We start from the raw sequence: 25,769 nt of genomic DNA on the forward strand, positions 1-25,769 counted from the left end.
ACAAAGAGTAGGCCAATAGACCTTTGGCTACAACGCGAAACCAGCCGGGCCTGCCTTGCCACCAGGCACAAAAAAACCCGCCCTCGCCACGGAAATCCGGGCCAGGGCGGGCTGTTGAAAAATCGCTTGGCTATCAGCCGGAAATGCAGTCCTCCGCCGCCTTGCGGATATCGCCCGGACGCATGGGCACATTGGACATGCTTTCATGCAGCTTGATGCTGCTGCCGCCGGAACGCTCCTCGATATCGAATACCGCGGTCGGGCCCGACGAGACTTTCTGCGGAACGATGATGCGCATGCCGTCCTTACGCGGTTCGACCTGCAACTGGCCACGGCTGTCAGCCAGTTTGTCGCTGACGCACTTGGCGTACTCCTGTGGCTTTTTCCCTGAAATCACGTTCAGGGTGGGCAATGTCTGGTTAATATCCGAGACCGTCGCACAGCCACTGATCGCCAAGGCCAGAATCAACACACCCCACTTCATACATTTCCTCCGATAAAGACCGTCCGACCGCAGAAATGGCATTTTTCTCCGGATCAGCCAGATTTATCCTAAATAATCGGCAAATAACTGTTTTAAATTGTCAAAGCCGCCTGCCGCGGCCTGATAAACTGCGCCATCGTTTTGATTTTGTAGCAAAAGCCCTTCTGGAGGCGCCCATGAAATTTATCCACCAGCGCGAGCACCTCAACGAAGACGATATCGTCGTCATCGAATGCTCCCAGGTCTGCAACATCCGCCTGATGAACGACGCCAACTTCCGAAGCTTCAAGAACGGCGGACGTCACACCTATCATGGCGGCGCGTTCGACAAGTTCCCGGCCAGGATCACCGCGCCGAGCACCGGCTTCTGGAATATCACCATCGACACCGTCAACCGCCGGCCCATCAGCGTTACCCGCAAGCCGAACCTGACCCACTCGATCAAGATCATCCGCCGGTCCAGCTCGAAACTGCGCTGAACCCCACCCCAGCCCGCGACCAACAGGTATCACCGTGGCCCAAACGACCAAGTACGTCATCAAATACAAACTCAACGGCGAGCGCCGTTTCGAGTTCGCCCAGCTGGAAAGCGGCACTCAGGAAGAAGCCAAGGCCGCGCTGGAAGCCCTGCATGGCCAGACCGACGACGTCATCAGCGATGTCAGCGTGAGCAAGGCGCTGTAAGTCCCAGCCCCTAGAACCTGTGACGAATTCGAGCGCAAGCGGCGGAGTGTGAGCGGCCCGCGCACTTCCCAGAATGGCGGACCTCAACCTCTACTCCGGGAACCGCCAGCATGTCCGCCTCCTCCCTCGAACAACGCCTCGCCTGCCTGGACTGGGCCTCGATCGAGCAGCAACTCGACCAGGACGGCAGCGCGGTGATCGACAACCTGCTCAGCGCCGACCAATGTCATGAGCTCAGCGGTTTGTATCCCCACAGCGAGTTGTTTCGTTCACGGGTGGTCATGGCCAGGCACGGTTTCGGCCGCGGCGAGTATCAGTATTTCGCCTACCCCTTGCCGCAACGGGTCGCCGAGTTGCGCGGCCAGTTCTATCCGCGCCTGGTGCCGCTGGCCAATCGCTGGAACCAGCTGATGAATATCCCCGTGCAATATCCGCCCCGGCACGAAGATTTTCTCCAGCGCTGCCACGCCGCCGGTCAGCAGCGGCCGACGCCCTTGTTGCTGCAGTACGGCCCGCAGGATTACAACTGCCTGCACCAGGATGTGTATGGCGACAACGTATTCCCCCTGCAGGTCGCGATCCTCCTGTCCCGTCCCGGGATCGACTTCAGCGGCGGTGAATTCGTCATCACCGAGCAACGTCCGCGCATGCAGTCGCGGCCGCAGGTCATCGGTCTGAAGCAGGGTGATGCGCTGATCTTCGCCGTGCATCATCGTCCGGTACCCGGCGTGCGCGGCCATTACCGGGTGACGTTGCGCCATGGCGTCAGCCGCTTGCACAGCGGTCGCCGCCATACGCTAGGAGTGATCTTCCACGATGCCCAGTAACTTCACCGGCGAACTGTTCGGCGAACCCGAGCTGCAACAGGCGCCCCGCACCGAACAGATCGGCCCGCAGTCCTTTGTGCTTCGCGGCTTCGCCCTGCCCTGGGTCGAGCGCCTGCTGCCGGCCCTGCGTGGCGTGCTGCGCGCCGCGCCGTTCCGGCAAATGGTCACGCCGGGCGGTTTCACCATGTCGGTGGGCCTGAGCAGTTGCGGCCAGCTGGGCTGGACCACCGACCGCAGCGGCTACCGTTACACCGCCATCGATCCGCAGAGCGGCCAGCCCTGGCCGGCGATGCCCGAGGTGTTGCGCGAACTGGCCCGGGCCGCCGCGACCCAGGCCGGTTTTGCCGGGTTCGAACCGGACGCCTGCCTGATCAATCACTATGTGCCCGGCGCCCGCATGTCCCTGCACCAGGACAAGGACGAGCGCGATTACGATGCACCGATCGTCTCCGTCTCCCTGGGTTTGCCGGCGGTGTTTCAGCTGGGTGGCGAGCGCCGCAGCGACCGTCCGTTGCGGGTGCCGCTGCTGCATGGCGATGTGGTGGTCTGGGGCGGCGTCGACCGCCTGCGCTATCACGGCGTGCTGCCGCTCAAGGAAGGCACACACCCGCTGCTGGGCCCACGACGCATCAACCTGACCTTTCGCCGGGCCGGTTGATCCCGCGGGAATTCAAGCGCAAGACTCGGAGTGCCAGGCACCCTGCCCTTGGTTAATCTGAGCGACATCCGCCACCGAGTAGAGCCCATGACCATGGTCCAGCCCAAGCCCACCACCGCCAGCGATCCACGCTGGCTCGCCGTCCTGGCCCGTGATGCGAGCGCCGATGGCCAGTTCGTCTATGGGGTAAAAACCACCGGGGTCTACTGCCGCCCCAGCAGCCTGTCGCGCCTGCCACGGCCGGAGAACGTCGAATTCTTCGACACCGCGGAGCAAGCCGAAGCCGCCGGTTACCGGCCGAGCAAACGCAGCGCCAGCGACCAGACCCAGGTGGCCGCGCAGCATGCCAGCCTGGTCGCCGCCGCGTGCCGGCAGATCGAGTCGGCCGAAACGTTGCCCAGCCTGAAACAGCTGGCCGAGCAAGCCGGCATGAGCAGCTTCCACTTTCACCGGGTGTTCAAGGCCGCCACCGGGCTGACCCCGAAAGGCTACGCCAGCGCCCACCGTTCGCGGCGGGTACGGCGCCAACTGGAGCACGGCCATTCGGTGACCGACGCGCTGTACGACGCCGGCTTCAACTCCAACAGCCGCTTCTACGAAACCGCCGACCAGTTGCTCGGCATGAAACCCAGCGACTACCGCGCCGGCGGCCTGAACGCCGATATCCGCTTCGCCGTCGGCCAGTGTTCCCTGGGCGCGATCCTGGTCGCCCAGAGCAACCGTGGGGTCTGCGCGATCCTGCTGGGCGACGACCCCAATGCCCTGGTGCAGGATCTGCAGGACAAATTCCCCCGGGCCAACCTGATCGGCGCCGATCAGGACTTCGAGCAACTGGTGGCCAAGGTGGTGGGGTTTATCGAAGCACCGGCCATTGGCCTCGACCTGCCGCTGGACCTGCAAGGCACGGCGTTCCAGGAGCGGGTGTGGCTGGCCCTCAAGGAGATTCCGCCAGGCAGCACCGCCAGCTACGCCGAGATCGCCCAGCGTATCGGCGCGCCGAAGTCCTTTCGCGCCGTGGCCCAGGCCTGTGGGGCCAACAGCCTGGCGGTGGCGATCCCTTGCCACCGGGTGGTACGCAGCGACGGCAACCTGTCCGGCTACCGCTGGGGCGTGGAGCGCAAGCGTCAGTTGCTCGAACGCGAGAACTCGTCCGAGGCCTGAATGCCGATGTACACCGACACCGATTCCGGCCCGGTGTACACCTCGAAGTCCGTGGCGAAGCGCCGGCGGACCTGCGGGTTGTCCTCGAAGTAGGCCCAGACCAGCCCCCAGGTCTGGATCACCACGTCGGGCATCGGCCCCTTGGCGGAGAACGCCAGGTACTCGCCGCCCTGCACCTGCACCAACGGATAGTCGGCGTTGCCTTCGCCCACCGCCACGCCGGCAGTGACGTCGAAGTGCCCCGAGGCATCGGACTCGTAGTTGGAGTACAGGCCATAGATGAACGAGTCCGACTGCCGGTGACCGATGCTGTCGAACAAGCCTTCGACAAAAAACCGCTCCCACATCGGCCCGATCCGCGCGCTGTCCGCTTGTTGCTCGTCGGCGTTGCAGGTACGTACCTGCAAGCCCGAGACACAGAAAGGCTGAACCTCTCGCAGTTTGACATCCATGCTTCGTACTCCTGTCTGGCGTTTATCTGGGTGACCGGCGCGCACGGTATCAGCGATTCACATCCACCACCACGCGCCCGCGCAACTCGCCGGCCAGCAGGCGCGACGCCGCGGCGATGGCTTCGCTGAGGCCGATCTCATGGCTGATCAACGGCAGCAGGGCCGGGTCCAGATCGCGGGTCAGGCGCTGCCAGGCCTCGATCCGCCGGGCCTTGGGCTGGGTCACACTGTTGATCCCGGCCAGGGTCACGCCCCGCAGAATGAAGGGCGCCACCGACGCCGGGAAGTCCATGCCCTGGGCCAGCCCGCAGGCGGCCACCGTGCCGTTGGCCTGGGTGCTGGCGCAGGCATTGGCCAGGGTATGGCTGCCCACCGAGTCGATCACCGCCGCCCAACGCTCCTTGGCCAACGGCTTGCCCGGCGCGGACAAGCTGGCACGGTCGATGATCTCACTGGCGCCCAGGCGCTTGAGGTAGTCATGCTCGGAAGTGCGCCCGGTGGACGCCACCACCCGATAACCCAGCCGGGCCAGCAAGGTTATGGCAAAGCTGCCGACCCCGCCATTGGCCCCGGTGACCAGCACCTCGCCCTGGCCCGGGGTCAGGCCATGGCGCTCCAGCGCCAGGATACTGAGCATCGCCGTGTACCCCGCCGTGCCGATGGCCATGGCCTCGGCCGCGCTGAACGCCTGGGGCAAGGGAATCAGCCAGTCGCCGTCCAGCCGTGCCTTCTGCGCCAGGCCGCCCCAATGCCCTTCGCCCACGCCCCAGCCGTTGAGCAGCACCGGGTCGCCGGGCTGGTAGTCCGGGTGGCTGCTGGACTCGACAATGCCTGCCAGATCGATCCCCGGCACCATGGGAAACTTGCGCACCACCGGACTGCTGCCGGTGATGGCCAGGCCATCCTTGAAGTTCAGGGTGCTGTAGGCCACCCGCACCGTCACATTGCCCTCGGGCAACTGCTCTTCGTCAATCTCGCGCAGCGCCGCGCGATAACCGGCATCGTCTTTCTCGATCAAAATACCCTTGAACATCACTGCCTCCCGATAGACCCATGACCGGGCCGTGAACTTGAGTTTCAGGTTACAAAGCTCCCACCTTCCCAGCCCGGACGGGAAAAATCCACGCTCTTTTCGTCGTAGGCCGCCCACGCCCCGCTCCTGCAAGTGATCGTGCCACCCCAGCCAAAGTCGACTGGCCTTGATTGCCTGTCTCCTGATACAAACCCCGGGTTGCCGTCCTTATCTCTTGACGTCGGAGCATCATTCACATGAGCCAATGGCCTGACACCCGTATTCTCGACCTGCTGGGCATCGAGCTGCCGATCATCCAGGCGCCGATGGCCGGAGCGACCACTACCGCCATGGTGATCGCCGCCGCCCAGGCGGGTGGCCTGGGCTCCCTGCCCTGCGCCATGCTGACGGCCGAGCAGATCCGCCAGGATGTCCAGAGCATCCGCCAGGCGACCCCCGCGCCGCTGAACCTGAATTTCTTCTGCCATCAGAACCCGACACCCGACCCGGAACGGGAAACCCGCTGGAAAAATACCCTGGAACTCTACTACCGCGAGCTCGGCGTGGATTTCGATGCGCCGACCCCGGTCAGCAGCCGCGTGCCCTTCGACACCGTCAGTTGCGAACTGGTGGAAGAACTGCGCCCGCAAATCGTCAGCTTCCACTTCGGCCTGCCGGACCCGGCCCTGCTCGCGCGGGTCAAGGCCACCGGGGCGAAGATCCTGTCGTCGGCGAGCACCGTCGATGAGGCGATCTGGCTGGAACAGCACGGCTGCGATGCAATCATCGCCATGGGCTACGAGGCCGGCGGCCATCGGGCGATCTTCCTCAGCGAAGACCTCAACACTCAGGTCGGCACCATGGCCCTGGTGCCGCAGATTGTCGATGCGGTGCGGGTGCCGGTGATCGCCGCCGGCGGGATCGGCGACGCCCGCGGCATAGTCGCAGCCTTTGCCCTCGGCGCCTCGGCGGTGCAACTGGGCACCGCCTACCTGTTCACCCCGGAAGCCAAGGTCAGTGCCGCCCACCACAAGGCCCTGCGTACCGCCAAGGAGAGCGAAACCGCCCTGACCAACCTGTTCACCGGGCGCCCGGCACGGGGCATTCTCAACCGGGTGATGCGCGACATCGGCCCGATCAGCCCCCTGGCGCCGGCCTTCCCCCTCGCCGGTGGCGCGCTGATGCCGCTGCGCGCCAAGGACGACGCCGACTTCGCCAGCCTCTGGTCCGGACAGGCCTTGCGCCTCGGGGTCGAACTGCCGACCGCGGAGCTGACCCGCACCCTGGCCGCCCAGGCCCTGGCCAAGCTGACCGACCGCTAAACCCGGCACGCCGCGACTGCGGTCGCGGCGTTTTGCGCAAAACCTCTATTTGCCCTCAAAGCCGCGCGACCTTTGCAGTTCCGTTCGCTGGCGATTCGCTATATATTTCCGTATACAGCGTTTCACCCACCCCCGGTGCCATCCATTTCCAATACCGCCAACCGCCCAACGTCCCTTCGCCAATGGAGCTGTTCATGAACCGTCGTCTCTCAGGTTTTGCCCCGACCTGCCTTGCCGCCTTGCTCGCCGTCTGCGCTTTGGGCCCGGCCCAGGCCGCTGAAGTGCAGGTGGCGGTCGCCGCCAACTTCACCGCGCCGATCCAGGCCATCGCCGCCGACTTCGAGAAAGACACCGGGCACAAGCTGGTGGCCGCCTATGGCGCTACCGGGCAGTTCTATACCCAGATCAAGAACGGCGCGCCATTCGAAGTGTTCCTCGCCGCCGACGACAGCACCCCGGAAAAACTCGACAGCGAAGGCGCCACCGTCAAAGGCTCGCGCTTCACCTACGCCATCGGCACCCTGGCGCTGTGGTCGGCCAAGGCTGGCTACGTCGACAGCCAGGGCCAGGTGCTCAAGGCCAACCAGTACCAGCACCTGTCCATCGCCAACCCGAAAGCCGCGCCTTACGGCCTGGCCGCCACCCAGGTATTGGCCAGGCTGGGCCTGAGCGAGCAGGTCAAGGGCAAGCTCGTCGAAGGCCAGAACATTACCCAGGCCTATCAGTTCGTCTCCACCGGCAACGCCGAACTGGGCTTTGTCGCCTTGTCGCAGATCTACAAAGACGGCAAAGTCAGCAGCGGCTCGGCCTGGATAGTCCCGGCCGAGATGCACGACCCGATCAAACAAGACGCGGTGATCCTCGACAAGGGCAAGGACAACCCGGCGGCCAAGGCCCTGGTTGACTACCTCAAGGGACCGAAAGCCGCTGCCATCATCCAGTCCTACGGTTACCAACGCTAAATGCCGCTATCGAGTGCCGACTTTTCCGCCATCTGGCTGACCCTGCAACTGGCGTCGCTGACGACCCTGATCCTGCTGATCGTCGGTACGCCGATTGCGTTATGGCTGTCGCGCACGCGCTCGTGGCTACGGGGGCCGATCGGCGCCATCGTCGCCCTGCCCCTGGTCCTGCCGCCGACGGTGATCGGCTTTTACCTGCTGCTCGCCCTCGGCCCCAACGGCTCTATCGGCCAGCTCACCCAGGCCCTCGGCCTGGGCACCCTGACCTTCAGTTTCAGCGGCCTGGTGATCGGCTCGGTGATCTATTCCATGCCCTTTGTCGTGCAGCCGCTGCAGAACGCCTTTACCGCGATCGGCACCCGTCCGCTGGAAGTGGCGGCGACCTTGCGCGCCAATCCCTGGGACACCTTCTTCAGCGTGATCCTGCCGCTGGCCAGGCCGGGGTTCATTACCGCGGCCATTCTCGGTTTCGCCCACACCGTCGGCGAGTTCGGCGTGGTGCTGATGATCGGCGGCAATATTCCCGAGAAGACCCGGGTGGTCTCGGTGCAGATCTACGACCATGTCGAAGCCCTGGAATACGCCCAGGCCCACTGGCTGGCCGGTGCCATGCTGGTGTTCTCGTTCCTGGTGTTGCTGGCGCTGTACTCCAGCCGCAAACCCCGTGCTGGCTGGAGTTGAATCGTGAGTGCATCGATCCATGTGCGCCTCAAGCGCACCTATAAAGATTTCAGCCTCGACCTCGATTTGCAGCTGCCAGGCCGTGGCGTCACCGCGTTGTACGGGCATTCCGGCTCCGGCAAGACCACCTGCCTGCGTTGCATCGCCGGCCTGGAACAGGCCGAACAGGGCCTGGTGCGGATCAACGACGAAGTCTGGCAGGACAGCCAGCGCCAACTGTTCGTGGCGCCACACAAACGCTCCCTGGGTTATGTGTTCCAGGAAGCCAGCCTGTTCGCCCACCTGTCGGTACAGGCCAACCTGGAGTTCGGCCTCAAGCGCATCCCGCGCGCGCAGCGTCGTGTGGACATGGCCCAGGCCACTGAATTGCTGGGCATCGGCCATCTGCTGCAGCGCCACCCGCACAACCTGTCCGGCGGCGAACGCCAGCGTGTCGGCATTGCCCGCGCGCTGCTCACCAGCCCGCGGCTGCTGCTGATGGACGAACCCTTGGCGGCCCTCGACAGCAAACGCAAAAGCGAGATCCTGCCGTACCTCGAACGCCTGCATGACGAGCTGGAAATCCCGGTGCTGTACGTCAGCCATTCCCAGGATGAAGTGGCGCGCCTGGCCGACCATATCGTCCTGCTGGAAAACGGCCGTGCCCTGGCCAGCGGGCCGATCGGCGAAACCCTGGCCCGTCTCGACCTGCCCCTGGCCCTGGGCGACGACGCCGGGGTGGTGATCGAAGGCCAGGTCAGCCACTACGACGCCGGTTACCAGTTGCTCGCCCTGCAACTGCCCGGCAGCCAGCTGCGGGTGCGGGTCGCCCATGCGCCGATGGCCATCGGCAAGCACTTGCGCTTCAAGGTCCAGGCGCGGGACGTCAGCCTCAGCCTGCAAGCGGGCGAGCACAGCAGCATCCTCAACCGCCTGCCGGTGACGGTCAGCGGCGAAATCCCCGCCGACAATACCGCGCATGTCCTGGTGCGCCTGGATGTCGCCGGCAACCCGCTGCTGGCACGGATCACCCGCTACTCCCGCGACCAGCTGGAACTGCATCCGGGCCAGCAACTCTGGGCGCAGATCAAGGCGGTGGCCGTGCTCGCCTGAGTCCCCGGCAAATGGGTTGGCACCCCTGCGCCGCGCCGCGGTCAATCGCCAGACAGGCCTGATCGATTGATTGCCAAGGATTCCGCCATGCCCGATAGCCCACTGCGCCCGGACCTGCCACCTGACCTGCATTACGTCGACGACACCCAGCCGGGGATCAGCCGCAAGAAAGTGCGCGGCACGTTCGTCTATTTCGACCCGCAAGGCCAGCGTATCCGGGCGCCCGACGAGATCCAGCGGATCAACGCCCTGGCCGTGCCGCCGGCCTATACCCAGGTGTGGATCTGCGCCGACCCGCGCGGTCACCTGCAAGCCACCGGCCGCGACGCCCGCGGGCGCAAGCAGTACCGCTACCACCCGCGCTGGCGGGAAGTGCGCGACGCCGACAAGTACTCGCGCCTGCTGGAATTCGGCAGCGCCCTGCCACGCCTGCGCCAGCGACTGGAAGCCCTGCTGGCCACGCCCGGCTTCAGCCGCGACAAGGTCATGGCCACGGTCATCAGCCTGCTCGACGCCACGCTGATTCGCGTCGGCAACAGCCAGTACGCCCGCGACAACCGCTCCTACGGCCTGACCACCCTGCGCAACCGGCACGTGGCAATCAAAGGCAGCTCGATCCTCTTCCAGTTCCGCGGCAAGAGCGGCATCGAACACCAGATCAGCGTCAAGGACCCGCGCCTGGCGCGGATCCTCAAGCGCTGCCTGGAGCTGCCCGGACAGAACCTGTTCCAGTACCTCGACGAGAACGGCGAGCGCCACAGCGTCAGCTCCTCCGACGTCAACGCCTACCTGCAGGAGCTGACCGGTGCCGATTTCACCGCCAAGGACTACCGCACCTGGGCCGGCAGCACCCTGGCCCTGGCGGTGCTGCGCGAGCTGCACTGGGAACCCGAGGCCGAGGCGAAAAAGCACATCGTCGAGATGGTCAAGGACGTCGCCCGGCAACTGGGCAATACCCCCGCCGTGTGCCGCAAGTGCTACATCCATCCAGCGCTGCTCGAGGGCTTCGTGCAGGGGCACCTGGCCGCCCTGCCGAGGCCGCGCAAACGCAAAGGGCTGCGGGCCGAGGAAGTCGGCCTGAGGATGTTTCTCGAGCGCCTGACGCAGCAGGCCTGAGGCTTTTTGCAATAGCCGCCCGGGTACCGCCGGGTTGTCATCCGGGACGCTGGCGCGTTAGGCTAGCCGCCCTTCCCCGTCACCGGACGATTGCCGACGTGAACAACTAAGCCTTCCAGAAATGTACTCGCGACAAGCCGCCTTGCAGCGCTTGTTGGCCTTTTTCGACATTTTCCGGAGGTGCTGATGACTCACGTCACACGGCTGCCTGCGCTGGTCTCCCTGAACCAGCTGACCTTCCAGTTCGCCCATGGCGAAACCCTGTTCGATTCACTCGACCTGACATTCGATGCCTTGCCCACCGGCATAGTCGGGCGCAATGGCACCGGCAAAAGCGTGCTCGCGCGCCTGATCGCCGGCGAACTTTCACCGTCCTCGGGCAGCGTCACGCGCTTCGCCCGCGTGGCCTATGTCGCCCAGGAACATCTGGCGCAGGAGGGCCAGAGCGTCGCCCAGGTCGCCGGCATCGCCCCGGCCCTGGCCGCCCTCGGGCGCCTCGCCGCGGGCCAGGCCTCGATGGCCGACCTGGCGCAGGTCGACGAGCGCTGGGACCTTGGCGAACGCCTGCGCCGCCTGCTGGACGAGGCCGGTCTCGACAGGGTCGGCCCCGACGATCCGGCCGCCCGCCTCAGCGGCGGGCAACGGGCGCGTATCGCGGTGATCGGCGCCCTGCTCAGCGATGCCCAGCTGCTGATACTCGACGAACCGAGCAACCACCTCGACGAGCCCGGTCGCCAGTGGCTGCTGGCGCAGCTTCGGCAGTGGCGCGGCGGACTGCTGCTGATCAGCCATGACCGCCAGTTGCTGGCGCAGATGCAGCGCATCGTCGAACTCACGCCCCAGGGCGCGCGGGTCTACGGCGGCAACTACGCAGCGTTCCGCGCCCAGCGCGAAGCCGAGCACGGCGCGGCGCAGGCCGCCCTGGAACACGCCCGAACCGAACGCAGTCGCGAACAGAAGCGCCTGCAACGCGAACATGACACCATCCAGCGCCACGCCGCCGGCGCCCGGCGTTATGCCGACACCGCCAACATCGCCAGCTTTGAACGGATGAAGATAAAAGGCGCCGCCCGGGACATCATGGGCCATGTGCGCAACCGCCAGCAGGGCCACAAGGACAGCCTCGATCAGCAGGTACGCGACGCCTATGCGCGGCTGGTGCCGCAGGCGCCAACCCTGGTGACGCTGCCCGGCACCGCGGTGCCCCAGGGGCAACAGGTGTTCTGCCTGACCCAGGCACAACTGCCCTGGCTGCCGCCCGAGGCCGCTGCCAGCTACCTCGACCTGACAGTCACCGGGCCCATGCGCATCGCGGTCAGCGGGCCCAACGGCTGCGGAAAATCCACCCTGCTGAAGATGCTGGCCGGCGAGTTCCAGCCCTTGCGCGGCCAATGCGAAGTGCGGGTAGCCAGCGCCTGCCTTGACCAGCGCCTGTCGCTGCTCGATCCGCAGCGCTCGATCCTCGAACACCTGGGAGCCCTCGACCGGCCACTGCAGGAAGGCCTGTTGCGCAGCCGCCTGGCCTTGCTGCAACTCGACGCCCAGCGCGTGACCCAGCCCTGTGGTCGGCTCAGCGGCGGCGAACGGCTCAAGGCCGCGCTGGCGATTGCCCTGTGGCGCGACACACCGGCCAAGCTGCTGCTCCTGGACGAGCCGACCAACCACCTGGACCTGGAATCGGTGGAAGCCTTCGAAAGCGCGCTGCGCGATTTCCCCGGCGCGATGCTGGTGGTGTCCCACGACCGCGAGTTCCTCGCCGCCATGGCGCCCAGCCACCGGCTGCAATGGACGCCAGCCGGCTGGAGACTGGACGAGGAAAACCAATGAACAGGCTTTTGCACGAATTTCAAAGTTGCTTCTATAGTTGCTCTGAGCAGCTATCAACCAGGGAAGCGCCATGGAAGACATTTTTGTCGTAAAGCGCTGCAACAAGATCATCATCCAGGGTCGACGCGCCGGGGAAGCCGCCCACGGCGCGCCGATCGCCGCCCACTGGTACCGCATCGCCGACACCCGCACCGATGGTTTCATCGGCGATGGCTACGACCTGCAAGAGGACGCCGTGCGCGAGTGCCGCCGGCTCAATGCCGCCAGCCGCCGCGCCTGAAACCGTGGACAACCGGGGCTGCGGCCACTCGCTGGCGATGATGAAATTTCTTTCACTGTGAACCCGCCAAGGCTTCGCTAAAGTGGCTCACGCTTATTGAAGACTCCCGACTGGCCCACCGCCCCCCGGTGGGTCTTTTTTATGGGCGATCAGCAAGGGCCGGGCGGCGGTCTGGCAGAGGATGCCAGGCATAAAAAAGCCCCGCACACAGGCGGGGCCGGATGACGCGGGCTAGACCTCGGTCACTTGAGCCGGACCGCGGTGCCGGTGACAAACACCACCACCATGCCGCCACGGCCGCTGGGCATGCTGATCTCGTAGTCCAAGCCGACCACCGCATCCGCGCGCAGATCGCGGGCGCGCTCCTTGATCTCGTCGGTCGCCTGCACCCGGGCTTCTTTCAGCGCCCGCTCCAGGGTCTGGGAACGCCCACCGAAAAAATCGCGCATCCCGGCGAAGACATCCCGCACGACGTTGATCCCCTGCACGGACTCGGCGCTTACGATATCCAGGTACTCGGCGATCTCTCGCCCCGCGATCGCGTGGGTGGTAGTGATAATCACGGCATTCTCCTTTGACCGGCGCGACCCGGCCCTGAACCCGGGCGGGGTCGCAAAAAAACGCGATGGTAGCAGACCCTCCGCGGGTGGCCATGGAGAGCATGTCGGGCGCGGTTGCCGCAGCGGCCTGCAAGGCGATGCCAAGGGCGAGCCTGTCCGTGATTAAATCCGCCAGCGGATAACCGCAGATCCTTTCCCAGTTGGAGTATTCACATGGATGTCATTCAGTCGCGAGCCCCCGAACAATGCGCAGGCATGGAGGATATCCGCCGCGAGATCGATCGCCTCGACCAGGCTGTCATCAAGCTGCTGGGCGAACGTTTCCGGTACGTCTTGGCCGCGTCGAAATTCAAGACCTCGGAAACCGCCGTGCGCGCGCCCGAGCGCTTTCGCGCCATGCTCCTGCAACGCCGGGAATGGGCCCAGGCCGAAGGCCTGAGCGCCGACGCCATCGAAAAGCTCTACAGCGACCTGGTGCAACACTTCATCGCAGAGGAGCTCAAGGGTTGGAAATCCGCCCAGGCCCAGTCGCCGGCCTGAGGGCAAAAGAAAACCCGACAGCCAGGGAACAAGCCAGGCTGCCGGGCAGGGTCGTGGAGGGGGTTATCGGGTATTGGCCCCTCGCGCAGCCTTCTTGGCCTTCGCCTTGTAGGCCGGCAAGGCTGCCGCGTAGGCCAGGGCCTCCTCCCGGGTGCCAAAGGAACCAAGACGGTCGCCCTTGGTGCAGACCCGCCAGGGGCCGCTGTTGACGCTGACCACGTCATAGCCGTTCATGTGCATCTTGTTCAGCATTGGAACGCTCATAATCGCCTCCCTTTCGGTAGAGATCGGCCGAGGTTGTCGCGAACACCTTACACCCGGTCCGCGCGGCTGGGGGTTCCATCCATCGCCACGGGGCGGGAACGCGCGGCCGGTCTTTCACTTGCGCTTCAGGTTTCCCAGAGGGTCATACGCCCGGGACTTGGGTTCTTTCTCCGGCCTGTTGTCCCTGGGCGCTTTCGCCGGGCCTATCGGGTCCACCTGCGGATCGGCCAGATCCGGAGAGTCAGGGTCGAAGCCCAGTTCGTCCTTGCCGGAAGCGTGCTCGGATGAACGCGGGCCCGTTGGCCTGTTCGTACTCATGGATACCTCCCGACCACGATGGAATGTCTTTCAATGAGAGGGCCATTCTCATGCAGGGTGCAAAACAGCTGACGAATGGTAATCGATCAAACAGCGTTTTCTGCCGTGCTTATGGCGTTTTGGCAGGTCTGCCGGAGCCGAATCATGAGCTGCGTTATCAGCCCGTACCCAGGCCTGCGTTTCGTCGCCCTGTCGTTGCTAGGGGCATAGCGCAAGCGCACACTGGCTGCAGCTGACGGATCAGCTCCCCCTCTGCAAAAAGCCCGCCCATGCGGGCTTTTTGTCTATCCGCCCTCCCCGCGTCCCGTCCTTTGCGAATACGACCCGCTGCCCTCGTCGCTCGGCTTTACTTCAACTGATGCACCCAGGCGTCTCTTCATGACGCTTACCATCGGGAGCCCTGCCATGAACAAAACACTTATCGGCATGACCGCTCTGCTGTCAGCCGTCGCCGGCTGCACCAGCGACGCTCATGTCTACCGCAATCAGCCGCTGGTGGCGAAGGTCGAGACCGGCATGACCCAGGAACAAGTTCGACAGATCGGCGGCGAACCTGTGGCCGTCACCCCTCGCACCGTGGAACTCGGCACCTGCTTCGACTATGTGCTGACCCAGGCCGGCCATAAACAGCCGTTCAATGTCAGCTTCGACGGCAACGGCAAAGTCGATCACAAAAGCTTCCTCACCTGCGCCGAATGGAGTCACGCCCAGCAAAAAGCCAGGGCTCCAGGCAGCGGCACGGGAGGCATGGGCGGTATGGGTGGTGGCTATTGAGCTGCGCTGGCCAGAATTGGCGGCGATTGCGGGCGGGGCATGGCCAGATGAAATTTCTTTCACTGTGAGCCGAGCGCCAGGCGGGTAGATTCCACCCTGCTCATTCAACTATTGGCCCGCTCCCCGCGGGCTTTTTTTTGCCTTGCAGGGGGGCCTCGAGGAAGGAGCCAAAGTGGCATCGAGTGGCGGGAAGAACCGCCGAAGGCAAATTCCAGGCAAAAAAAAGCCCAAGTAGCTGATGGACACTTGGGGCTAAAAATGCATAAACCGTGGTAGGTGAACGCGGGGCTATCTTAACGTCCCGAAGAACATGTAACAATATATTTTGAGGTTATTTTTACCATAAATATCTTCTAAGTCCTTAAATAACCACATGTTTTTTCAGGCTATGGCCGATTCGTCACCTTGTTGACGCCAACAAAAAAGCGCCGCTGCCCTTCTTTTCGCATGACTACGTCTGCGTGAACCGCTTGCCTGCCATCAGGCATACAGGATCACGCACTCCGAAAACGAGGAAAACTCACCGGCTTCCACAGGCCCGCCGGTGCTGACCAACCTCGCTGCGAAGAACAGCCTTAAACCCGGTACCGCCGGGTACTCCACACAGCCTTCTTGCCCCAGCAGCAGAACTTTCTTTTCGCTGTCCAGCAGTTGAACGCCAACATTGCGTGCGGAACCGGCCTCTTCGTAATCATTCATCAAGGTCACACCATCACTGGTGATGCCGTCAAAGTAGATCTGGACCTTTTTCGCACCCTTGAGCCTGTCTTCGTTCAACTCGACACTGAATGGCTGCGGAAAACTGCCACCTGCCTGAAGCACATCAAGGCTCGATGTGCCCAGCTCGACCACCTGCTCCATGCCGCTGGAACGCCGATGTGCAACCCCAGAAACAACACCTGCATCCAGGCCATGACCAGGATCGATCGTCCATGAGGGAGCGGTAATCCTGGCGCGAAAATCAAAGAACTTACCAACATTTTGAGTGGGCATTATTTATTCCTTTAATTGAATGCAAACATGCGATCGGTTCAGTCCGGAGCAGCCACCCAGGCCGCTCTTCCTGCCTGTCGCCATGCGCTTTTTCAATGGGCGAAACGCAGCCGGCTCGATAGTCGATGCCAGTCAAAAAAGCGCACACGGCGAACGCTGAAACCTTAGAACGGCGCCAAATCGGCGTCCCTAGGACACTTCCGAAACACTCCACTCAATTATCAGATCGCGCTGAAATGTTGCTGGAAAAGAGGCTCGGCAAAATCACCGCCAAGGTGGCTATCCGTACTTGAGCCAACGAAAAACAGAAAGGCACCGGAATCGAACCAGCATCAGGATGTCGGGGGGGGAGTGCCGGACGCTGTATGTCAGGCAAAAAGCCCGGTCTTGCACCGGGCTTGCTGGTGGGCCGGCCCGGAATCAGTCCAGGGCGTCGTGCAGAACTTCGTAGATGATGCCTGTGGCGATGGCGACCAGGATCAAGTCAGTGCCGGCCTGTTGCCACTCATAGCCGTCATAGTGCGGCAGCCGGCCGAGCATCCGGCCATCGAGTTTTTTCGCGATGCCCGGCGGCAGTGGTTTGCCTCGGGCCAGGTTTTTCTGGATGCCCGGCGGCAGGGCCGGCCCGGGTGACCAGTAGTCACGACTGTCGCCAATGATCACGCGAATACCGCCGACATCGACTTGAGGGCCGTCATACCGCCCGCCCTGCTTGTAGTCCTGGGATTTGTTACCTTTATTGCCATGTCCGCCCTGATTGCCCTGATTGCCATGGGGGTTGCCCTTGCCATTCCCTGGGTCCGCATACAAGGCAGTCGAGCCGAATAAAAACGCGGCGCTTGCTAAAACAGCTACAACCGAACGAGTCGTCATCTCTGCAGTCCTCTGCATGAATCCAGCCGTGGTGCCATTCGTCATGACACCCGAACTATAGACAGCCAATTGCGTCTTAGTTCATGCAAACCTCTCCTTATCTATGGAAGCGATCATGCTTTTAAAGAAAAAAAATCTCGTGACTGCCGTGACCTGTGTACTGATGCTGGCAGCGGCTCCTCTGCTCCCCATGACGTCCGCTTATGCCAAGGACGGTGGTGGCCATGGTGGCGGAAATGGCGGTGGCAACGGCGGGGGGCATGGCGGAAGTAACAGTGGTGGTCATGGTGGCCAGGCAGGCGGTCACTCGGGAGGGGTCAGCAGCAAGGGCCATAATGGCGGCCTGAAAAGCGACCCAGCCGGCAAGTCGGTTCGCAATCTTGGAGAAAATGGCAACCATTACGGCAGCATTCGTAATGACAGCAACGGTCATGGCTCGACCACTTCCGGCGTGGCTCATTCCAAAGATACCCGCGGGCTGTCAAAAGCCACCGCGATCTCGGACACCACGCCCGGGGACCACAACTCGAAAGGCCTGGGCAACGCCAGCGTCTCCTCGAGCAAGAATGATCGATAGACCCAGCCTCATGCTCTCCAGCTGAATCGGTTTCAACACTCTCGGTTGGTCAGCATCGCCCCGCATGAAAAGCCCGGCCCAGCGCCGGGCTTTTTAGTACCTGCCTCTTCTGCCCTCATGGCTCGGACAAAGATGAAACTATCTTTAAGTAACCTTCATGAAGCGAAGCATCTGAGTGCCTACCCTTCTGGGACCGACAAAGTGAACTACAGGAGTAACCCACGATGTTTTCCCATGAAGGTCTCGGTCTGATGTCCATCTTCATTGTCCTGCTGCTGTGCGTGCTGGCGATGTTCATTCACCCTGTGCACGCACTCTGGAGCTGGGTTCAAAGGCGTAGACGCAGGTTGTCGGTAGAAAACGCGGGGCGTGAAGGCAAGCCCTATTCTTCGCGCTGAACAGGCCCCCATCCAACGAAGCCCGGCCATGTCCGGGCTTCTGCTTTCTTGCTGCTACAGAACCGCTCTGGCTCAGAGTCGCGCCCTTGGTTGGCGCCGGTCGATCGCAACCGCGATCGCCGCCAGCAGGATCGCCAGGGTGTAGGCAAACAGCCCGAGGTTGATGCCCAGGATCAACTTCTCAGAGCCATCGGTGAGCACCATCGACCCACCGTAAGACTGCCGAAGCCCGTAAGCCAGCAAGAAGCCACCCGTGACGAACACCGTCAGCAGGCTGGACAGGCGAAGGTTGCCCTTCAACCACACCAGCCACAGGCTGAATGCACCGATCGCCGTATTGGTGAACAGCTGCCAGACCTCATGCAACCGTGCGTGCGGCTCCCAGGCCGGGTTGAAAACATGGGTCTGATTGATCTCCAGCACCGGCACCACAACGGCGTAGAAGATAATCCCGATCGTCACAAACAGCTTTGCTATCACTTGGAACCTCCTTGTGAGCGCGGCAAAACGCTAGTGCTTCAGCGGCCTATAAGGACACGCAAACGAATAAAGATCACGTTCGATATGCGCCAAAAGTCAGGGGAAAATGACGGCCCGGGCACAGCCAATGGGTACCGCTCGTCCAGACCGTGGTGCCCTGTCCCGTTCGTCATCTACACCTTTAACCATGGACTTCCGGTCGTATTCATCCGACCTCTTCAGCGCCGCTCTTGGATATGGAGGATTGGGCAGCCGACATTCGACTCGATGGCACACGAAGCGCCATGCGAAACCGCAGTACCTCAAGCTTCGGGTTTCATTTCTCAAGGAACGGAAAAATGATCACGAACTGCACGAACTGGCATGCCTGGCTGGACACCATGCCACCCAAACCGGACGAACTTCATGTCGTTGGAGACGTTGAAGTTGCCAACCCAGGGGTCAAGGCCTATCTGACGGTACGAGTCCCGCAGGGTATCAACCCGGCAATACTCCTGCTGGATCTGCACCTGTACCAAAGGCCAGGGGATTGGATTCAGGCAATCACCTGCACGCAAGTCAGGTTCACCCGGGTGCTGCCGCCCAACGCCACGCTCTACAGCGCGGTTGAAATCTTCCACAACGGCGAGCGAATCGCGTACATCGACAAAATCCCACACATCTCCTGACTGATCCGTACTGCATCAGTGGAGCCTTGATATCCGACTGCGACCGCCTGATCCTCGATCAGTCGGTCGCCTCCCCCGCCGCACTCCTGCATCTTTTAATATGTCGGCTCTTGAACTGGCCAGCGCCTGCTTCTAGCCTGCAACCCGTTGTCAGGAAAAGTGCAAGAGAAATGATCAGAAGATTTGAACAGCAAGATATGGATGCCGTGCTGGACATCTGGCTGCAGGCTTCGCTGAAAGCCCACAATTTTATCGACGCCTCATTCTGGCAGTCGCAAGTCGACAACATGCGCAACCTGTACCTCCCGGCGTCAGAGACCTATGTCATCGAGCGACAATCCAAAGTGCGGGGTTTCTATTCGCTGCATGACGACCAGTTGGCCGCCCTCTTTGTTGCACCTGCATTCCAGGCCAAGGGGATTGGCAAGCAACTGCTCGCCCATGCCAGGGCACAGCGTCCCGTGTTGAGCCTGGCGGTGTACAAGGACAATACGGCCAGCTGCGGCTTTTACCTGGCACAAGGCTTTGTCGTGACCCACGAGCAGACGGATGAGCAAACGGGGCAGCAGGAATACCTTATGAGCAGCCCCCCGCCCTGATCCATGTAGCCCGTCACGGTATATCCCGCCCTGGCTTTTTATTGCCCTCCAAAAAAACCAAAAAGCCCAGCGTACAAGCTGGGCTTTGCCTGGCCAAAAACTGAATCAATGAGGCTGACGCTGCCTCTGCAACTCGGCCTTCAACCAGGCGCTTGCCGGTTGCGATCCAGCAGCGCAGTGCACCTCATAAGCCTTGCCACTCATGCTGCTTTTAGTGGCGGCGAGGTCGATAAAGTCCTCCGCGCTGCTCACCATGTTCTTGCCCTCGAGGTAATTCAGTTTTTTCTCCAGGTGCTGCCGTGCCTGGGGGGCTGGATACTCGGTGCCATTACGCACGAACTGGCATTGGCTGTGCTCGACAAAATCCAGCAAGCCCTTTATCTCCCGGGCAGCCTGAGGCGTTGTTTGCGCCTGCGCGTTAGTCGCCATTGCCAAGGCGGTGAAACCTGCCGCCATCAGCCATCGAGCCCGTTCACCGGTAAAAATTCGCATCATTCGTCCTTGTCTTGAAACTGAGCATTGTTGTCGGATCTGGTCGAGCATTACCCGGCGCCAGGTCGGTCAAACTTCGATAGGGAAAACCGGCTGAACGCCTTGCTGCACATCCGCCTGTTCTATCGCGGCTTCAAGCTTGGCCAGGAAGGCTGGATTCAATTTGGCGTCAAGCAGATTGACCTGCTCTACCGCCCTCTTCTGCTCAATCATCTTGGCAAGTTCTGCATAAGACAGTTTGGGTGCCGGGTTTTGAATAATAATCACTGAAACGCTTCCTTGGTTCATCCGTCCTGCCCACCAGAGGCTTGGCGGCAAGTGTATCCGCTGTTCCACACCGATCCAAACTCGCCCGGCCAGCACTTGGACGCCTGCATCCACTCTCCCCTTTGTCGATACCTGGCGCCTCCGAGCCTCAAATGCCACTTCGAGCGCAGCCTTGAGCCTTGCCGCCTCAGCCCGTCTTTGCCACGCATGCCTGTCCATGCCTAGGCCCGGCAGCGCTTCTGCCCCGTCATAGACCAATGGTGCCGCCAGTCGTCGTCGCAGCGTTGACGCCCTATCCCTTAAGGCGCGCAATGGCCCCCTAAAAATGATCGCCCAGGGCCCCTTTCCAGATGGCAAAGATCATAGTGCTGGCCGGTGACTTCCCCCAGGGTGACGCGGAGTATCTGCGCGGAACCATCACGCTCAAAACCGCCAATAAGCCGCTGATAGGGAAAAGTTTTCTCGTCTCCGAGTTCAAGGAACTCACCGTCGAAAATACCGATTCGAACAAGAACATAAAGAGCGCCATAGGCCTTGGAGTGGTGGGTGCCATGTTTCTTGGGCCCGTAGGAGCCGTCGCCGGCTATCTTCTGGCAGGCCACAATACCGAAGTGACATTTCTGGCCACCTTGAAGGATGGCCAGACACTGCTTGCTGCAACCGATAACGAGACCTATCAAGACATCTCGGCGCGCTTCAACAGAAAAAACTCACCTGAAAAACACGATAAAACCGAGGCTTGACGCCCGACATCGCAGGATGTTGCAGGCCGTGACGGGGTGAACGTAGCACTCGGGTACTCATTGACCGTCATATCGAAGATCAGGCATCCAGAATGCCTTGCAGATTGCTGCGTTTTACCCGCCAGCAGAACCCTCTCTTTCAGCCTTCTCCGCAGTCGGCAACTATCGACGCAGCCTGGATGGGGGATTGAGTGCAGCGCGATTTGCGCCCGAATGGAAAAGCAACAAGGCTGACCGGATTAGCCATTCACAGTCAGCCTTGTCGTTGGGACAGCTTCAACCCAGGAAACGGCAAATTACCATTGGCCCGAGAAGATGCAGGTCAGTGCTTCGATGCCGCTGAACTTCCACAGCGAGTCGTTACAGTCTCTGGCAAATGCGTGGGCGTTCGAGGCGGTGAGGGCCAAAACCACTGCGCAGGAGTAGACGATTTTCTTGAATGACATGGTGAATCTCCTTTTTCGTATCGGCACTTTCTTGTGAGAGCCACCCCGACGAGGATGGTCGTCCGCACTATATGCCCGGCCTCGGCAGCAGACGATTAGGGCTGGTGTGCTAATGGCGAATACGCATCACCCAAGGCCGCAGGCGAGTTGCGCCAAAACAGATTAGTCATTGCAGCTGTACTGATACTCGAATGGAAAAAACACTGTATCGACCACCAAGGAAAACGGCGCGTCGATCAGTAAAAAGGGAATCAGCTTTCCATGGGAGGTGCCTACCAACCACCAGTCCAGGCGCACGCCCTTGTAGGGGCAAGGGTGGTCGTAGTCCATGCGCATCGCCACCGCGGCGCAGCCGATCAGGCAATTGACCAACACCAACAGAATCACTTTCCGAAACATGTAATGTCCTTATTACATCCATCTGCAGAGCTGCATAGACGTCTCTGCGATACGCCAGTGACAGAGAAATACCTCCGCCAGCAGAAAGGCAAGAAAACCTCTCCAACTGCGTAAATCGCAGGCCGGATTTGAATTTGCGGAGCGGAAACGAACAAGGGTTTGCATCAGCTTTCGCCAGCAAACCCTTGAAATAGATGGTGCCCGAAGCCGGAATCGAACCGGCACGCCCTTACGAGCGGGGGATTTTAAGTCCCATGCGTCTACCAGTTTCGCCATTCGGGCGGTAGCGCGGTGTTGCAGTCTGAAAGGCTTGAGCCGTTTCAGTGCCTTGCGGCAAGGGGGTGAAATATATACATCCCCTCCCTTTGAAGCAAGTTCGTTGGCGTCAAATTCAAGACTGAATATCGAGCCTGCCCATAAACAAAAAGCTCCGTAAATCATAGATCTACAGAGCTGTTTCTATCGGTGGGGGCTACGGCCGGAATCGAACCGGCGCAGAAGAAGGCTGCATGCCACTGATAAAAACAGGCCGGCAGGTTAGCACACTGAAAACATCGTAACCAACTGATTTCAAAAGACTTGTAACTGAATGGACGGTGCAGTCGGATCGCCTAGGTGCCGCTCCCAACGCCTTCCACCGCGCGCGCATAAGCGACCGTCGCCACCTCTATCAGAGTCTTGCGCTCTTCCCCGTCGATAATCCCCTTGGCCTTGAAGTTGTCGACAAGCCGCAGCAGTTCATCGTACTGCTCCTGCGCATCCATCCGGACTTCAGGGTTCGTCAGCAAGTCATGGAAGGCGGAAAACGCCTGCACTTTCGCGTCATCGTACATGGCCGACTCTCCAGGAATGTGTATTCGGTAGAGGGCGCAATGCCTCAATGGGTTCGTCGTGTACGACGTACGGTGTAACCCAACTGACTTGGGGATCGTGGGATGGCTAAAGCTACGGGCCAGCAGAGTCGAAGAGACAGGCCTGCGGCTGCTTCAGCCTGAATAGATGCCCACCCTGACCAGCTGTTGGCCGTTCAGCAATCCATCGTAAACACACCTGGCCGGGCAAGCGGGACCACTCTAATCAGAGCGGTCGCGCATGTCTCGAAGACAATTCTGAAGAAACCTGAACGGCTTGAGCAAACCTGGGCGTAGCCGGCCGAAGCACGCGCGCGAGTACCTCGGTTGAGCGGTGATCGGACGGGCTAGCGTATCGACGCAAGCGTTCGAGGCGGGGCTGGCTTGCTTATCCAACTCGGCGAACAGGGCACAGAACGCCCTTACCCGCCAAGCCAATACTTTGAACAGACTGCGATAGCGAGCCGGTGGATGGCCATCAATATAGCGAGTAGGTCGCGCTATACCTGCCAAACGTCGCGGAATACTCCCGATTGTGCACTTCTGTCCCAGGGCCCAGGGGTCACCAGCGTTTTAAGAATCGACTGATACCAGGGAAAGTCCAGTGCCACTAGTATCCCCAGGCATTTATAAAGGCATGCGATGAAAGCCCCGCAATCACCCGCATTGACTAATGAACACGCCATAAGAAAGAAGCGCACCGATGTCTCTTTCAACACCTTCGAGAAGTCCCATGAAAAAGTTCCTTGCCATGAGTGTGGCGTTTGCCGGGCTTCTGTCGTTGTTTGCCCTGCCCTCCCATGCCGGTATCTCATTGAATGAAACTCGAGTGGTACTGACCGGACCGAAGAAAGAAACTTCCATGCTGGTGCTGAACGATGAATCGACACCCATCATGATCCAGTCCTGGATCGAACCCTTCAGCACAAGTTCCGATCAGGACGTCCCCTTTGCCCTCACCCCTCCGCTGAAACGCCTGAACGGGAACGCCCGACAGCAGTTGCGCATTCTGTATCAAGGCATGGGACTACCCGCGGACAGGGAGTCGGTGTTCTGGTTGAGCGTGCAGGAAATCCCCCAGAAGTCGAAGGATGAAAACATCCTGCAGATTGCCGTGCGCCAGCGCATCAAGTTGTTTTACCGGCCCGCCGGTTTGCCAGGTGACGTTGACCAGGCCCCCTCCAGGCTGCAATGGCGCATGATGCTCAAGGAGGGCAAGCCGGGCCTGGAAATCAGGAATGATTCCGCGTTTCACATTTCTTTCGGCACGGTGAACATCAAGAGCGGCTCGAGCAGTTATCCGGTTCCGGCGACAATGCTCCCCCCCTATTCAAGCCAATCATTCGCGATCGAGGGGGCATCTTCCCTGGCGCCAGGCGGAGCAACAAAGATCGAGTTCGAAAGCATCAACGACGATGGCGTAGCGGTACAGCACTCAGGCGACCTATCCAGTTGAGCCCGGTTAAAGATCAGAATTCGTTGCTGGTCGCTTAACCCGGCGTCTTGTTATCAGCTGAATGCTTAGTGAAATACACACGTCGCCAACAATCTTCGCCCAAACAAAGAGATTCGTTTCCGAACGCATGGAACCAGGATGCGCAAGAGCGATTCACCCACGCCCCCTATTCAAGGTCGATCAGAGAAAAGCAGGCAATGAAGACCACAGCAAAAAAAATGATCAGCGCCCCATTCATCGCACCGCAACTGTGCGCAATTGCACTCATGACCTTCGTCATGTTGCCGTCCGCGAGGGCTGCGACTGTGGATGCATTTGGGCAGCAACTGTCGATCCCGAAGAACACGGCCAGCGGCAGCATACTGGCTCGACATTACATCACCCCGCTGCAGGCATGCGGCCAATCGACGTGCACAGCCTCAAATCTTTACGCCTACCCAAATGGCGGCGCAACACCCTCAACGTTATCATTAATCACCACGAACGTCTCGGGCATATCGACTCGTTTGTTAATCAATGGCAGAGCCTACGGAAGTGGATCGATCGGGGTCGTATTCACCCAGCCAATCGAAGTGCAGTTACTCAGCGATGGTCGAACAAATCTAGGTGGCTCCCTTGCAGGTGTCCACGCTTCACCGTACTACTACCAGCTCACGACAGGAAGTTCAGCTTTAATAATCAACCTGAAGGGCACTATCACCCCGATCGACGGCACCTGCTCGGTACCGAACCAGACGGTAAAGCTACCCAAAACCTTACTGAACCGCCTGGACCGCATCGGCTCGACGGCCGGCACCCAGAGCTTCCAGCTTAATATCAACAACTGCCCCAGAGGCTATAACCGGATTGGCTATACCCTTAACCCGGTTGGCGGCGTGATTGCGAACTCGCCAGGGGTATTGCCGCTTGCTGGCGGTTCGACCGCCAGTGGCATAAAGATCCGGGTTGAAAACGCCCAGGGCGCTCCGGCAACCATGGGGACCTCGATAACGGTAGATGGATACAACAAAGCAACAGGTGGTTCGTTTGCCATTCCGATGCAGGCGTCCTACATCAGGACTGACACAATCGCCAAAGTGGGAACGGTAAACGGGGCAATGACCGTATTTCTGGATTATCGGTAGCCCTTCCTGCTTGCCTCCTTCGAGCCAACGACAGGAGGCTCTGCCAGTCGTGACCATGTCTGGCCAGCCAATGCCGGTTCAAGGCAAACCTTGAGGAGCCTCAAAAGGCCCATCGGGCGAACCTCGAACGGCAGGTCGCCATAAGGCTCACTGTATAAAAGAAAGTTGGCCTGCGGCCATATCGGCTGGTAATCGCGATGCAGACACCGTTCCTTGCGCTTCAAGCCTGCTTTCCTCCAGCCAATAAAAAAGCCCGTAGATCATTGATCTACGGGCTTTTCAGTTTGGAGGCCGAGGTCGGAATCGAACCGGCGTAGGCGGATTTGCAATCCGCTGCATAACCATTTTGCTACTCGGCCAAACTTTCGATGCTTTGCAACCGCATCAAA

General features: G+C 61.1%; 35 protein-coding genes and 2 tRNA genes. 21 read left to right on the forward strand and 16 right to left on the reverse strand.

Translation table 11 applies throughout. The annotated features are described in order from the left end of the window. Window positions 1-133 precede the first annotated feature (133 nt). Window positions 134-484 (reverse strand): hypothetical protein, encoded by a 351-nt coding sequence (locus BMY68_RS08745; protein ID WP_009044223.1) that lies wholly within the window; start codon window positions 482-484, stop codon window positions 134-136. Window positions 485-660: 176 nt separating this feature from the next. On the opposite strand from BMY68_RS08745, the gene BMY68_RS08750 reads away from it, so the two are divergent. From BMY68_RS08750 to ada, 5 genes are all read left to right on the forward strand, one after another. After that, the gene (locus BMY68_RS08750) at window positions 661-963 is read left to right on the forward strand and encodes a DUF1883 domain-containing protein (protein WP_009044224.1); all 303 of its coding nucleotides are present in this window, start codon (window positions 661-663) and stop codon (window positions 961-963) included. 34 nt (window positions 964-997) lie between these two features. Then, window positions 998-1,168 carry a hypothetical protein gene (locus tag BMY68_RS29850; RefSeq protein WP_007921734.1) on the forward strand — a complete coding sequence of 57 codons (171 nt, stop codon included), beginning with the start codon at window positions 998-1,000 and terminating at the stop codon, window positions 1,166-1,168. Window positions 1,169-1,278: 110 nt separating this feature from the next. Further along, window positions 1,279-1,995 carry a 2OG-Fe(II) oxygenase gene (locus BMY68_RS08760; protein WP_085530625.1) on the forward strand — a complete coding sequence of 239 codons (717 nt, stop codon included), beginning with the start codon at window positions 1,279-1,281 and terminating at the stop codon, window positions 1,993-1,995. Further along, window positions 1,985-2,653, forward strand: coding sequence for a DNA oxidative demethylase AlkB (gene alkB / locus BMY68_RS08765; protein WP_085530624.1), 669 nt, complete (start codon window positions 1,985-1,987; stop codon window positions 2,651-2,653). Before BMY68_RS08760 ends, alkB begins: the two co-directional genes overlap by 11 nt. An 87-nt stretch (window positions 2,654-2,740) precedes the next feature. Beyond that, window positions 2,741-3,814 carry a bifunctional DNA-binding transcriptional regulator/O6-methylguanine-DNA methyltransferase Ada gene (ada, locus tag BMY68_RS08770; RefSeq protein WP_062826104.1) on the forward strand — a complete coding sequence of 358 codons (1,074 nt, stop codon included), beginning with the start codon at window positions 2,741-2,743 and terminating at the stop codon, window positions 3,812-3,814. Here the strand turns inward: ada and BMY68_RS08775 are convergent. Further along, complete coding sequence (locus BMY68_RS08775) at window positions 3,778-4,266, reverse strand: GyrI-like domain-containing protein (RefSeq protein ID WP_007921729.1); 489 nt, start codon at window positions 4,264-4,266, stop codon at window positions 3,778-3,780. The two genes, ada and BMY68_RS08775, sit on opposite strands and share 37 nt — an antisense overlap. 49 nt (window positions 4,267-4,315) lie before the next feature. Beyond that, window positions 4,316-5,299 carry an acrylyl-CoA reductase (NADPH) gene (locus BMY68_RS08780; RefSeq protein WP_085530623.1) on the reverse strand — a complete coding sequence of 328 codons (984 nt, stop codon included), beginning with the start codon at window positions 5,297-5,299 and terminating at the stop codon, window positions 4,316-4,318. A 236-nt stretch (window positions 5,300-5,535) separates the two neighbouring features. Between BMY68_RS08780 and BMY68_RS08785 the strand changes: the two genes are divergently transcribed. From BMY68_RS08785 to BMY68_RS08815, 7 genes are all read left to right on the forward strand, one after another. Then, the gene (locus BMY68_RS08785; RefSeq protein ID WP_085530622.1) at window positions 5,536-6,600 is read left to right on the forward strand and encodes an NAD(P)H-dependent flavin oxidoreductase; all 1,065 of its coding nucleotides are present in this window, start codon (window positions 5,536-5,538) and stop codon (window positions 6,598-6,600) included. Window positions 6,601-6,794: 194 nt separating this feature from the next. Further along, a complete protein-coding gene (gene modA / locus BMY68_RS08790; protein ID WP_085530621.1) occupies window positions 6,795-7,562 on the forward strand; it encodes a molybdate ABC transporter substrate-binding protein in 768 nt (255 codons plus the stop codon). Continuing rightward, complete coding sequence (gene modB / locus BMY68_RS08795) at window positions 7,563-8,243, forward strand: molybdate ABC transporter permease subunit (RefSeq protein ID WP_009044232.1); 681 nt, start codon at window positions 7,563-7,565, stop codon at window positions 8,241-8,243. A 3-nt stretch (window positions 8,244-8,246) separates the two neighbouring features. After that, complete coding sequence (gene modC, locus BMY68_RS08800) at window positions 8,247-9,335, forward strand: molybdenum ABC transporter ATP-binding protein (RefSeq protein ID WP_085530620.1); 1,089 nt, start codon at window positions 8,247-8,249, stop codon at window positions 9,333-9,335. An 87-nt stretch (window positions 9,336-9,422) separates the two neighbouring features. Then, on the forward strand, window positions 9,423-10,451 hold the full coding sequence (locus BMY68_RS08805) for a DNA topoisomerase IB (protein ID WP_009044234.1): 1,029 nt from the start codon (window positions 9,423-9,425) through the stop codon (window positions 10,449-10,451). 186 nt (window positions 10,452-10,637) lie between these two features. Further along, a complete protein-coding gene (locus BMY68_RS08810) occupies window positions 10,638-12,278 on the forward strand; it encodes an ABC-F family ATP-binding cassette domain-containing protein (protein ID WP_085530619.1) in 1,641 nt (546 codons plus the stop codon). Between the two features lie 70 nt (window positions 12,279-12,348). Then, complete coding sequence (locus BMY68_RS08815) at window positions 12,349-12,558, forward strand: hypothetical protein (protein WP_007921709.1); 210 nt, start codon at window positions 12,349-12,351, stop codon at window positions 12,556-12,558. A gap of 242 nt (window positions 12,559-12,800) precedes the next feature. Here the strand turns inward: BMY68_RS08815 and BMY68_RS08820 are convergent, their stop codons facing one another. Next, window positions 12,801-13,121, reverse strand: coding sequence for a YbjQ family protein (locus BMY68_RS08820; RefSeq protein ID WP_009044236.1), 321 nt, complete (start codon window positions 13,119-13,121; stop codon window positions 12,801-12,803). Between the two features lie 210 nt (window positions 13,122-13,331). Here BMY68_RS08820 and BMY68_RS08825 point away from each other — a divergent pair, with 210 nt between their 5' ends. After that, window positions 13,332-13,658, forward strand: a complete 327-nt coding sequence (locus tag BMY68_RS08825) for an isochorismate lyase (RefSeq protein ID WP_007921706.1) — start codon at window positions 13,332-13,334, stop codon at window positions 13,656-13,658. Between the two features lie 63 nt (window positions 13,659-13,721). Here the strand turns inward: BMY68_RS08825 and BMY68_RS08830 are convergent, their stop codons facing one another. Together BMY68_RS08830 and BMY68_RS30050 are read right to left on the reverse strand one after the other, a co-directional pair. Beyond that, a complete protein-coding gene (locus tag BMY68_RS08830; protein ID WP_007921704.1) occupies window positions 13,722-13,922 on the reverse strand; it encodes a hypothetical protein in 201 nt (66 codons plus the stop codon). 114 nt (window positions 13,923-14,036) lie between these two features. Then, entirely contained in the window at window positions 14,037-14,240 is a 204-nt protein-coding gene (locus BMY68_RS30050; RefSeq protein WP_037004783.1) for a DUF6021 family protein, read from the reverse strand. A 405-nt stretch (window positions 14,241-14,645) separates the two neighbouring features. Between BMY68_RS30050 and osmE the strand changes: the two genes are divergently transcribed. Then, a complete protein-coding gene (osmE, locus tag BMY68_RS08840; RefSeq protein ID WP_085530618.1) occupies window positions 14,646-15,014 on the forward strand; it encodes an osmotically-inducible lipoprotein OsmE in 369 nt (122 codons plus the stop codon). Between the two features lie 480 nt (window positions 15,015-15,494). Here the strand turns inward: osmE and BMY68_RS08845 are convergent, their stop codons facing one another. Next, window positions 15,495-16,007: a fimbrial protein gene (locus BMY68_RS08845; RefSeq protein WP_085530617.1), complete on the reverse strand. Its 513-nt coding sequence runs from the start codon at window positions 16,005-16,007 to the stop codon at window positions 15,495-15,497. Between the two features lie 420 nt (window positions 16,008-16,427). Next, window positions 16,428-16,880, reverse strand: a complete 453-nt coding sequence (locus BMY68_RS08850) for an anti-virulence regulator CigR family protein (RefSeq protein WP_062826115.1) — start codon at window positions 16,878-16,880, stop codon at window positions 16,428-16,430. Between the two features lie 115 nt (window positions 16,881-16,995). Here BMY68_RS08850 and BMY68_RS08855 point away from each other — a divergent pair, with 115 nt between their 5' ends. Both BMY68_RS08855 and BMY68_RS29970 read left to right on the forward strand, forming a co-directional pair. Continuing rightward, complete coding sequence (locus BMY68_RS08855) at window positions 16,996-17,457, forward strand: hypothetical protein (RefSeq protein WP_085530616.1); 462 nt, start codon at window positions 16,996-16,998, stop codon at window positions 17,455-17,457. 224 nt (window positions 17,458-17,681) lie between these two features. Then, window positions 17,682-17,855, forward strand: coding sequence for a hypothetical protein (locus BMY68_RS29970; RefSeq protein WP_009044242.1), 174 nt, complete (start codon window positions 17,682-17,684; stop codon window positions 17,853-17,855). Window positions 17,856-17,927: 72 nt separating this feature from the next. Here the strand turns inward: BMY68_RS29970 and BMY68_RS08860 are convergent, their stop codons facing one another. Continuing rightward, window positions 17,928-18,335: a hypothetical protein gene (locus tag BMY68_RS08860; RefSeq protein ID WP_085530615.1), complete on the reverse strand. Its 408-nt coding sequence runs from the start codon at window positions 18,333-18,335 to the stop codon at window positions 17,928-17,930. A gap of 338 nt (window positions 18,336-18,673) precedes the next feature. Between BMY68_RS08860 and BMY68_RS08865 the strand changes: the two genes are divergently transcribed. Both BMY68_RS08865 and BMY68_RS08870 read left to right on the forward strand, forming a co-directional pair. Beyond that, window positions 18,674-19,003, forward strand: a complete 330-nt coding sequence (locus BMY68_RS08865; RefSeq protein ID WP_085530614.1) for a hypothetical protein — start codon at window positions 18,674-18,676, stop codon at window positions 19,001-19,003. A gap of 170 nt (window positions 19,004-19,173) precedes the next feature. After that, the gene (locus BMY68_RS08870; RefSeq protein WP_085530613.1) at window positions 19,174-19,602 is read left to right on the forward strand and encodes an N-acetyltransferase; all 429 of its coding nucleotides are present in this window, start codon (window positions 19,174-19,176) and stop codon (window positions 19,600-19,602) included. A gap of 105 nt (window positions 19,603-19,707) precedes the next feature. Here BMY68_RS08870 and BMY68_RS08875 read toward each other — a convergent pair whose 3' ends face one another. Beyond that, window positions 19,708-20,094, reverse strand: a complete 387-nt coding sequence (locus tag BMY68_RS08875; RefSeq protein WP_085531547.1) for a YfeK family protein — start codon at window positions 20,092-20,094, stop codon at window positions 19,708-19,710. 69 nt (window positions 20,095-20,163) lie between these two features. Continuing rightward, on the reverse strand, window positions 20,164-20,361 hold the full coding sequence (locus tag BMY68_RS30055; RefSeq protein ID WP_190304717.1) for a hypothetical protein: 198 nt from the start codon (window positions 20,359-20,361) through the stop codon (window positions 20,164-20,166). A gap of 350 nt (window positions 20,362-20,711) precedes the next feature. Here BMY68_RS30055 and BMY68_RS08885 point away from each other — a divergent pair, with 350 nt between their 5' ends. Further along, window positions 20,712-21,104 carry a hypothetical protein gene (locus BMY68_RS08885; protein ID WP_164487463.1) on the forward strand — a complete coding sequence of 131 codons (393 nt, stop codon included), beginning with the start codon at window positions 20,712-20,714 and terminating at the stop codon, window positions 21,102-21,104. Between the two features lie 296 nt (window positions 21,105-21,400). On the opposite strand, the gene BMY68_RS29855 is transcribed toward BMY68_RS08885, so the two are convergent. The 4 genes from BMY68_RS29855 to BMY68_RS08900 all read right to left on the reverse strand — a co-directional run bounded on the left by BMY68_RS29855 (window position 21,401) and on the right by BMY68_RS08900 (window position 22,782). Further along, complete coding sequence (locus BMY68_RS29855; protein ID WP_164487464.1) at window positions 21,401-21,550, reverse strand: hypothetical protein; 150 nt, start codon at window positions 21,548-21,550, stop codon at window positions 21,401-21,403. A 162-nt stretch (window positions 21,551-21,712) separates the two neighbouring features. Further along, the gene (locus BMY68_RS08890) at window positions 21,713-21,949 is read right to left on the reverse strand and encodes a YceK/YidQ family lipoprotein (RefSeq protein WP_085530612.1); all 237 of its coding nucleotides are present in this window, start codon (window positions 21,947-21,949) and stop codon (window positions 21,713-21,715) included. Window positions 21,950-22,144: 195 nt separating this feature from the next. Next, window positions 22,145-22,231, reverse strand: a tRNA-Leu gene (locus tag BMY68_RS08895). A 329-nt stretch (window positions 22,232-22,560) separates the two neighbouring features. Next, a complete protein-coding gene (locus BMY68_RS08900) occupies window positions 22,561-22,782 on the reverse strand; it encodes a hypothetical protein (RefSeq protein ID WP_009044248.1) in 222 nt (73 codons plus the stop codon). 751 nt (window positions 22,783-23,533) lie between these two features. Between BMY68_RS08900 and BMY68_RS08905 the strand changes: the two genes are divergently transcribed. Further along, window positions 23,534-24,256, forward strand: a complete 723-nt coding sequence (locus tag BMY68_RS08905) for a fimbrial biogenesis chaperone (RefSeq protein WP_085530611.1) — start codon at window positions 23,534-23,536, stop codon at window positions 24,254-24,256. A 68-nt stretch (window positions 24,257-24,324) separates the two neighbouring features. Next, window positions 24,325-25,380, forward strand: a complete 1,056-nt coding sequence (locus BMY68_RS08910; RefSeq protein ID WP_239694075.1) for a fimbrial protein — start codon at window positions 24,325-24,327, stop codon at window positions 25,378-25,380. A gap of 285 nt (window positions 25,381-25,665) precedes the next feature. Here the strand turns inward: BMY68_RS08910 and BMY68_RS08915 are convergent. Then, window positions 25,666-25,739: transfer RNA gene (locus BMY68_RS08915), tRNA-Cys, on the reverse strand. Between the last annotated feature and the right edge of the window lie 30 nt (window positions 25,740-25,769).

The organism is Pseudomonas sp. NFACC41-3 (genome assembly GCF_900109505.1).
In the GTDB taxonomy this organism is placed as follows: domain Bacteria; phylum Pseudomonadota; class Gammaproteobacteria; order Pseudomonadales; family Pseudomonadaceae; genus Aquipseudomonas; species Aquipseudomonas chlororaphis.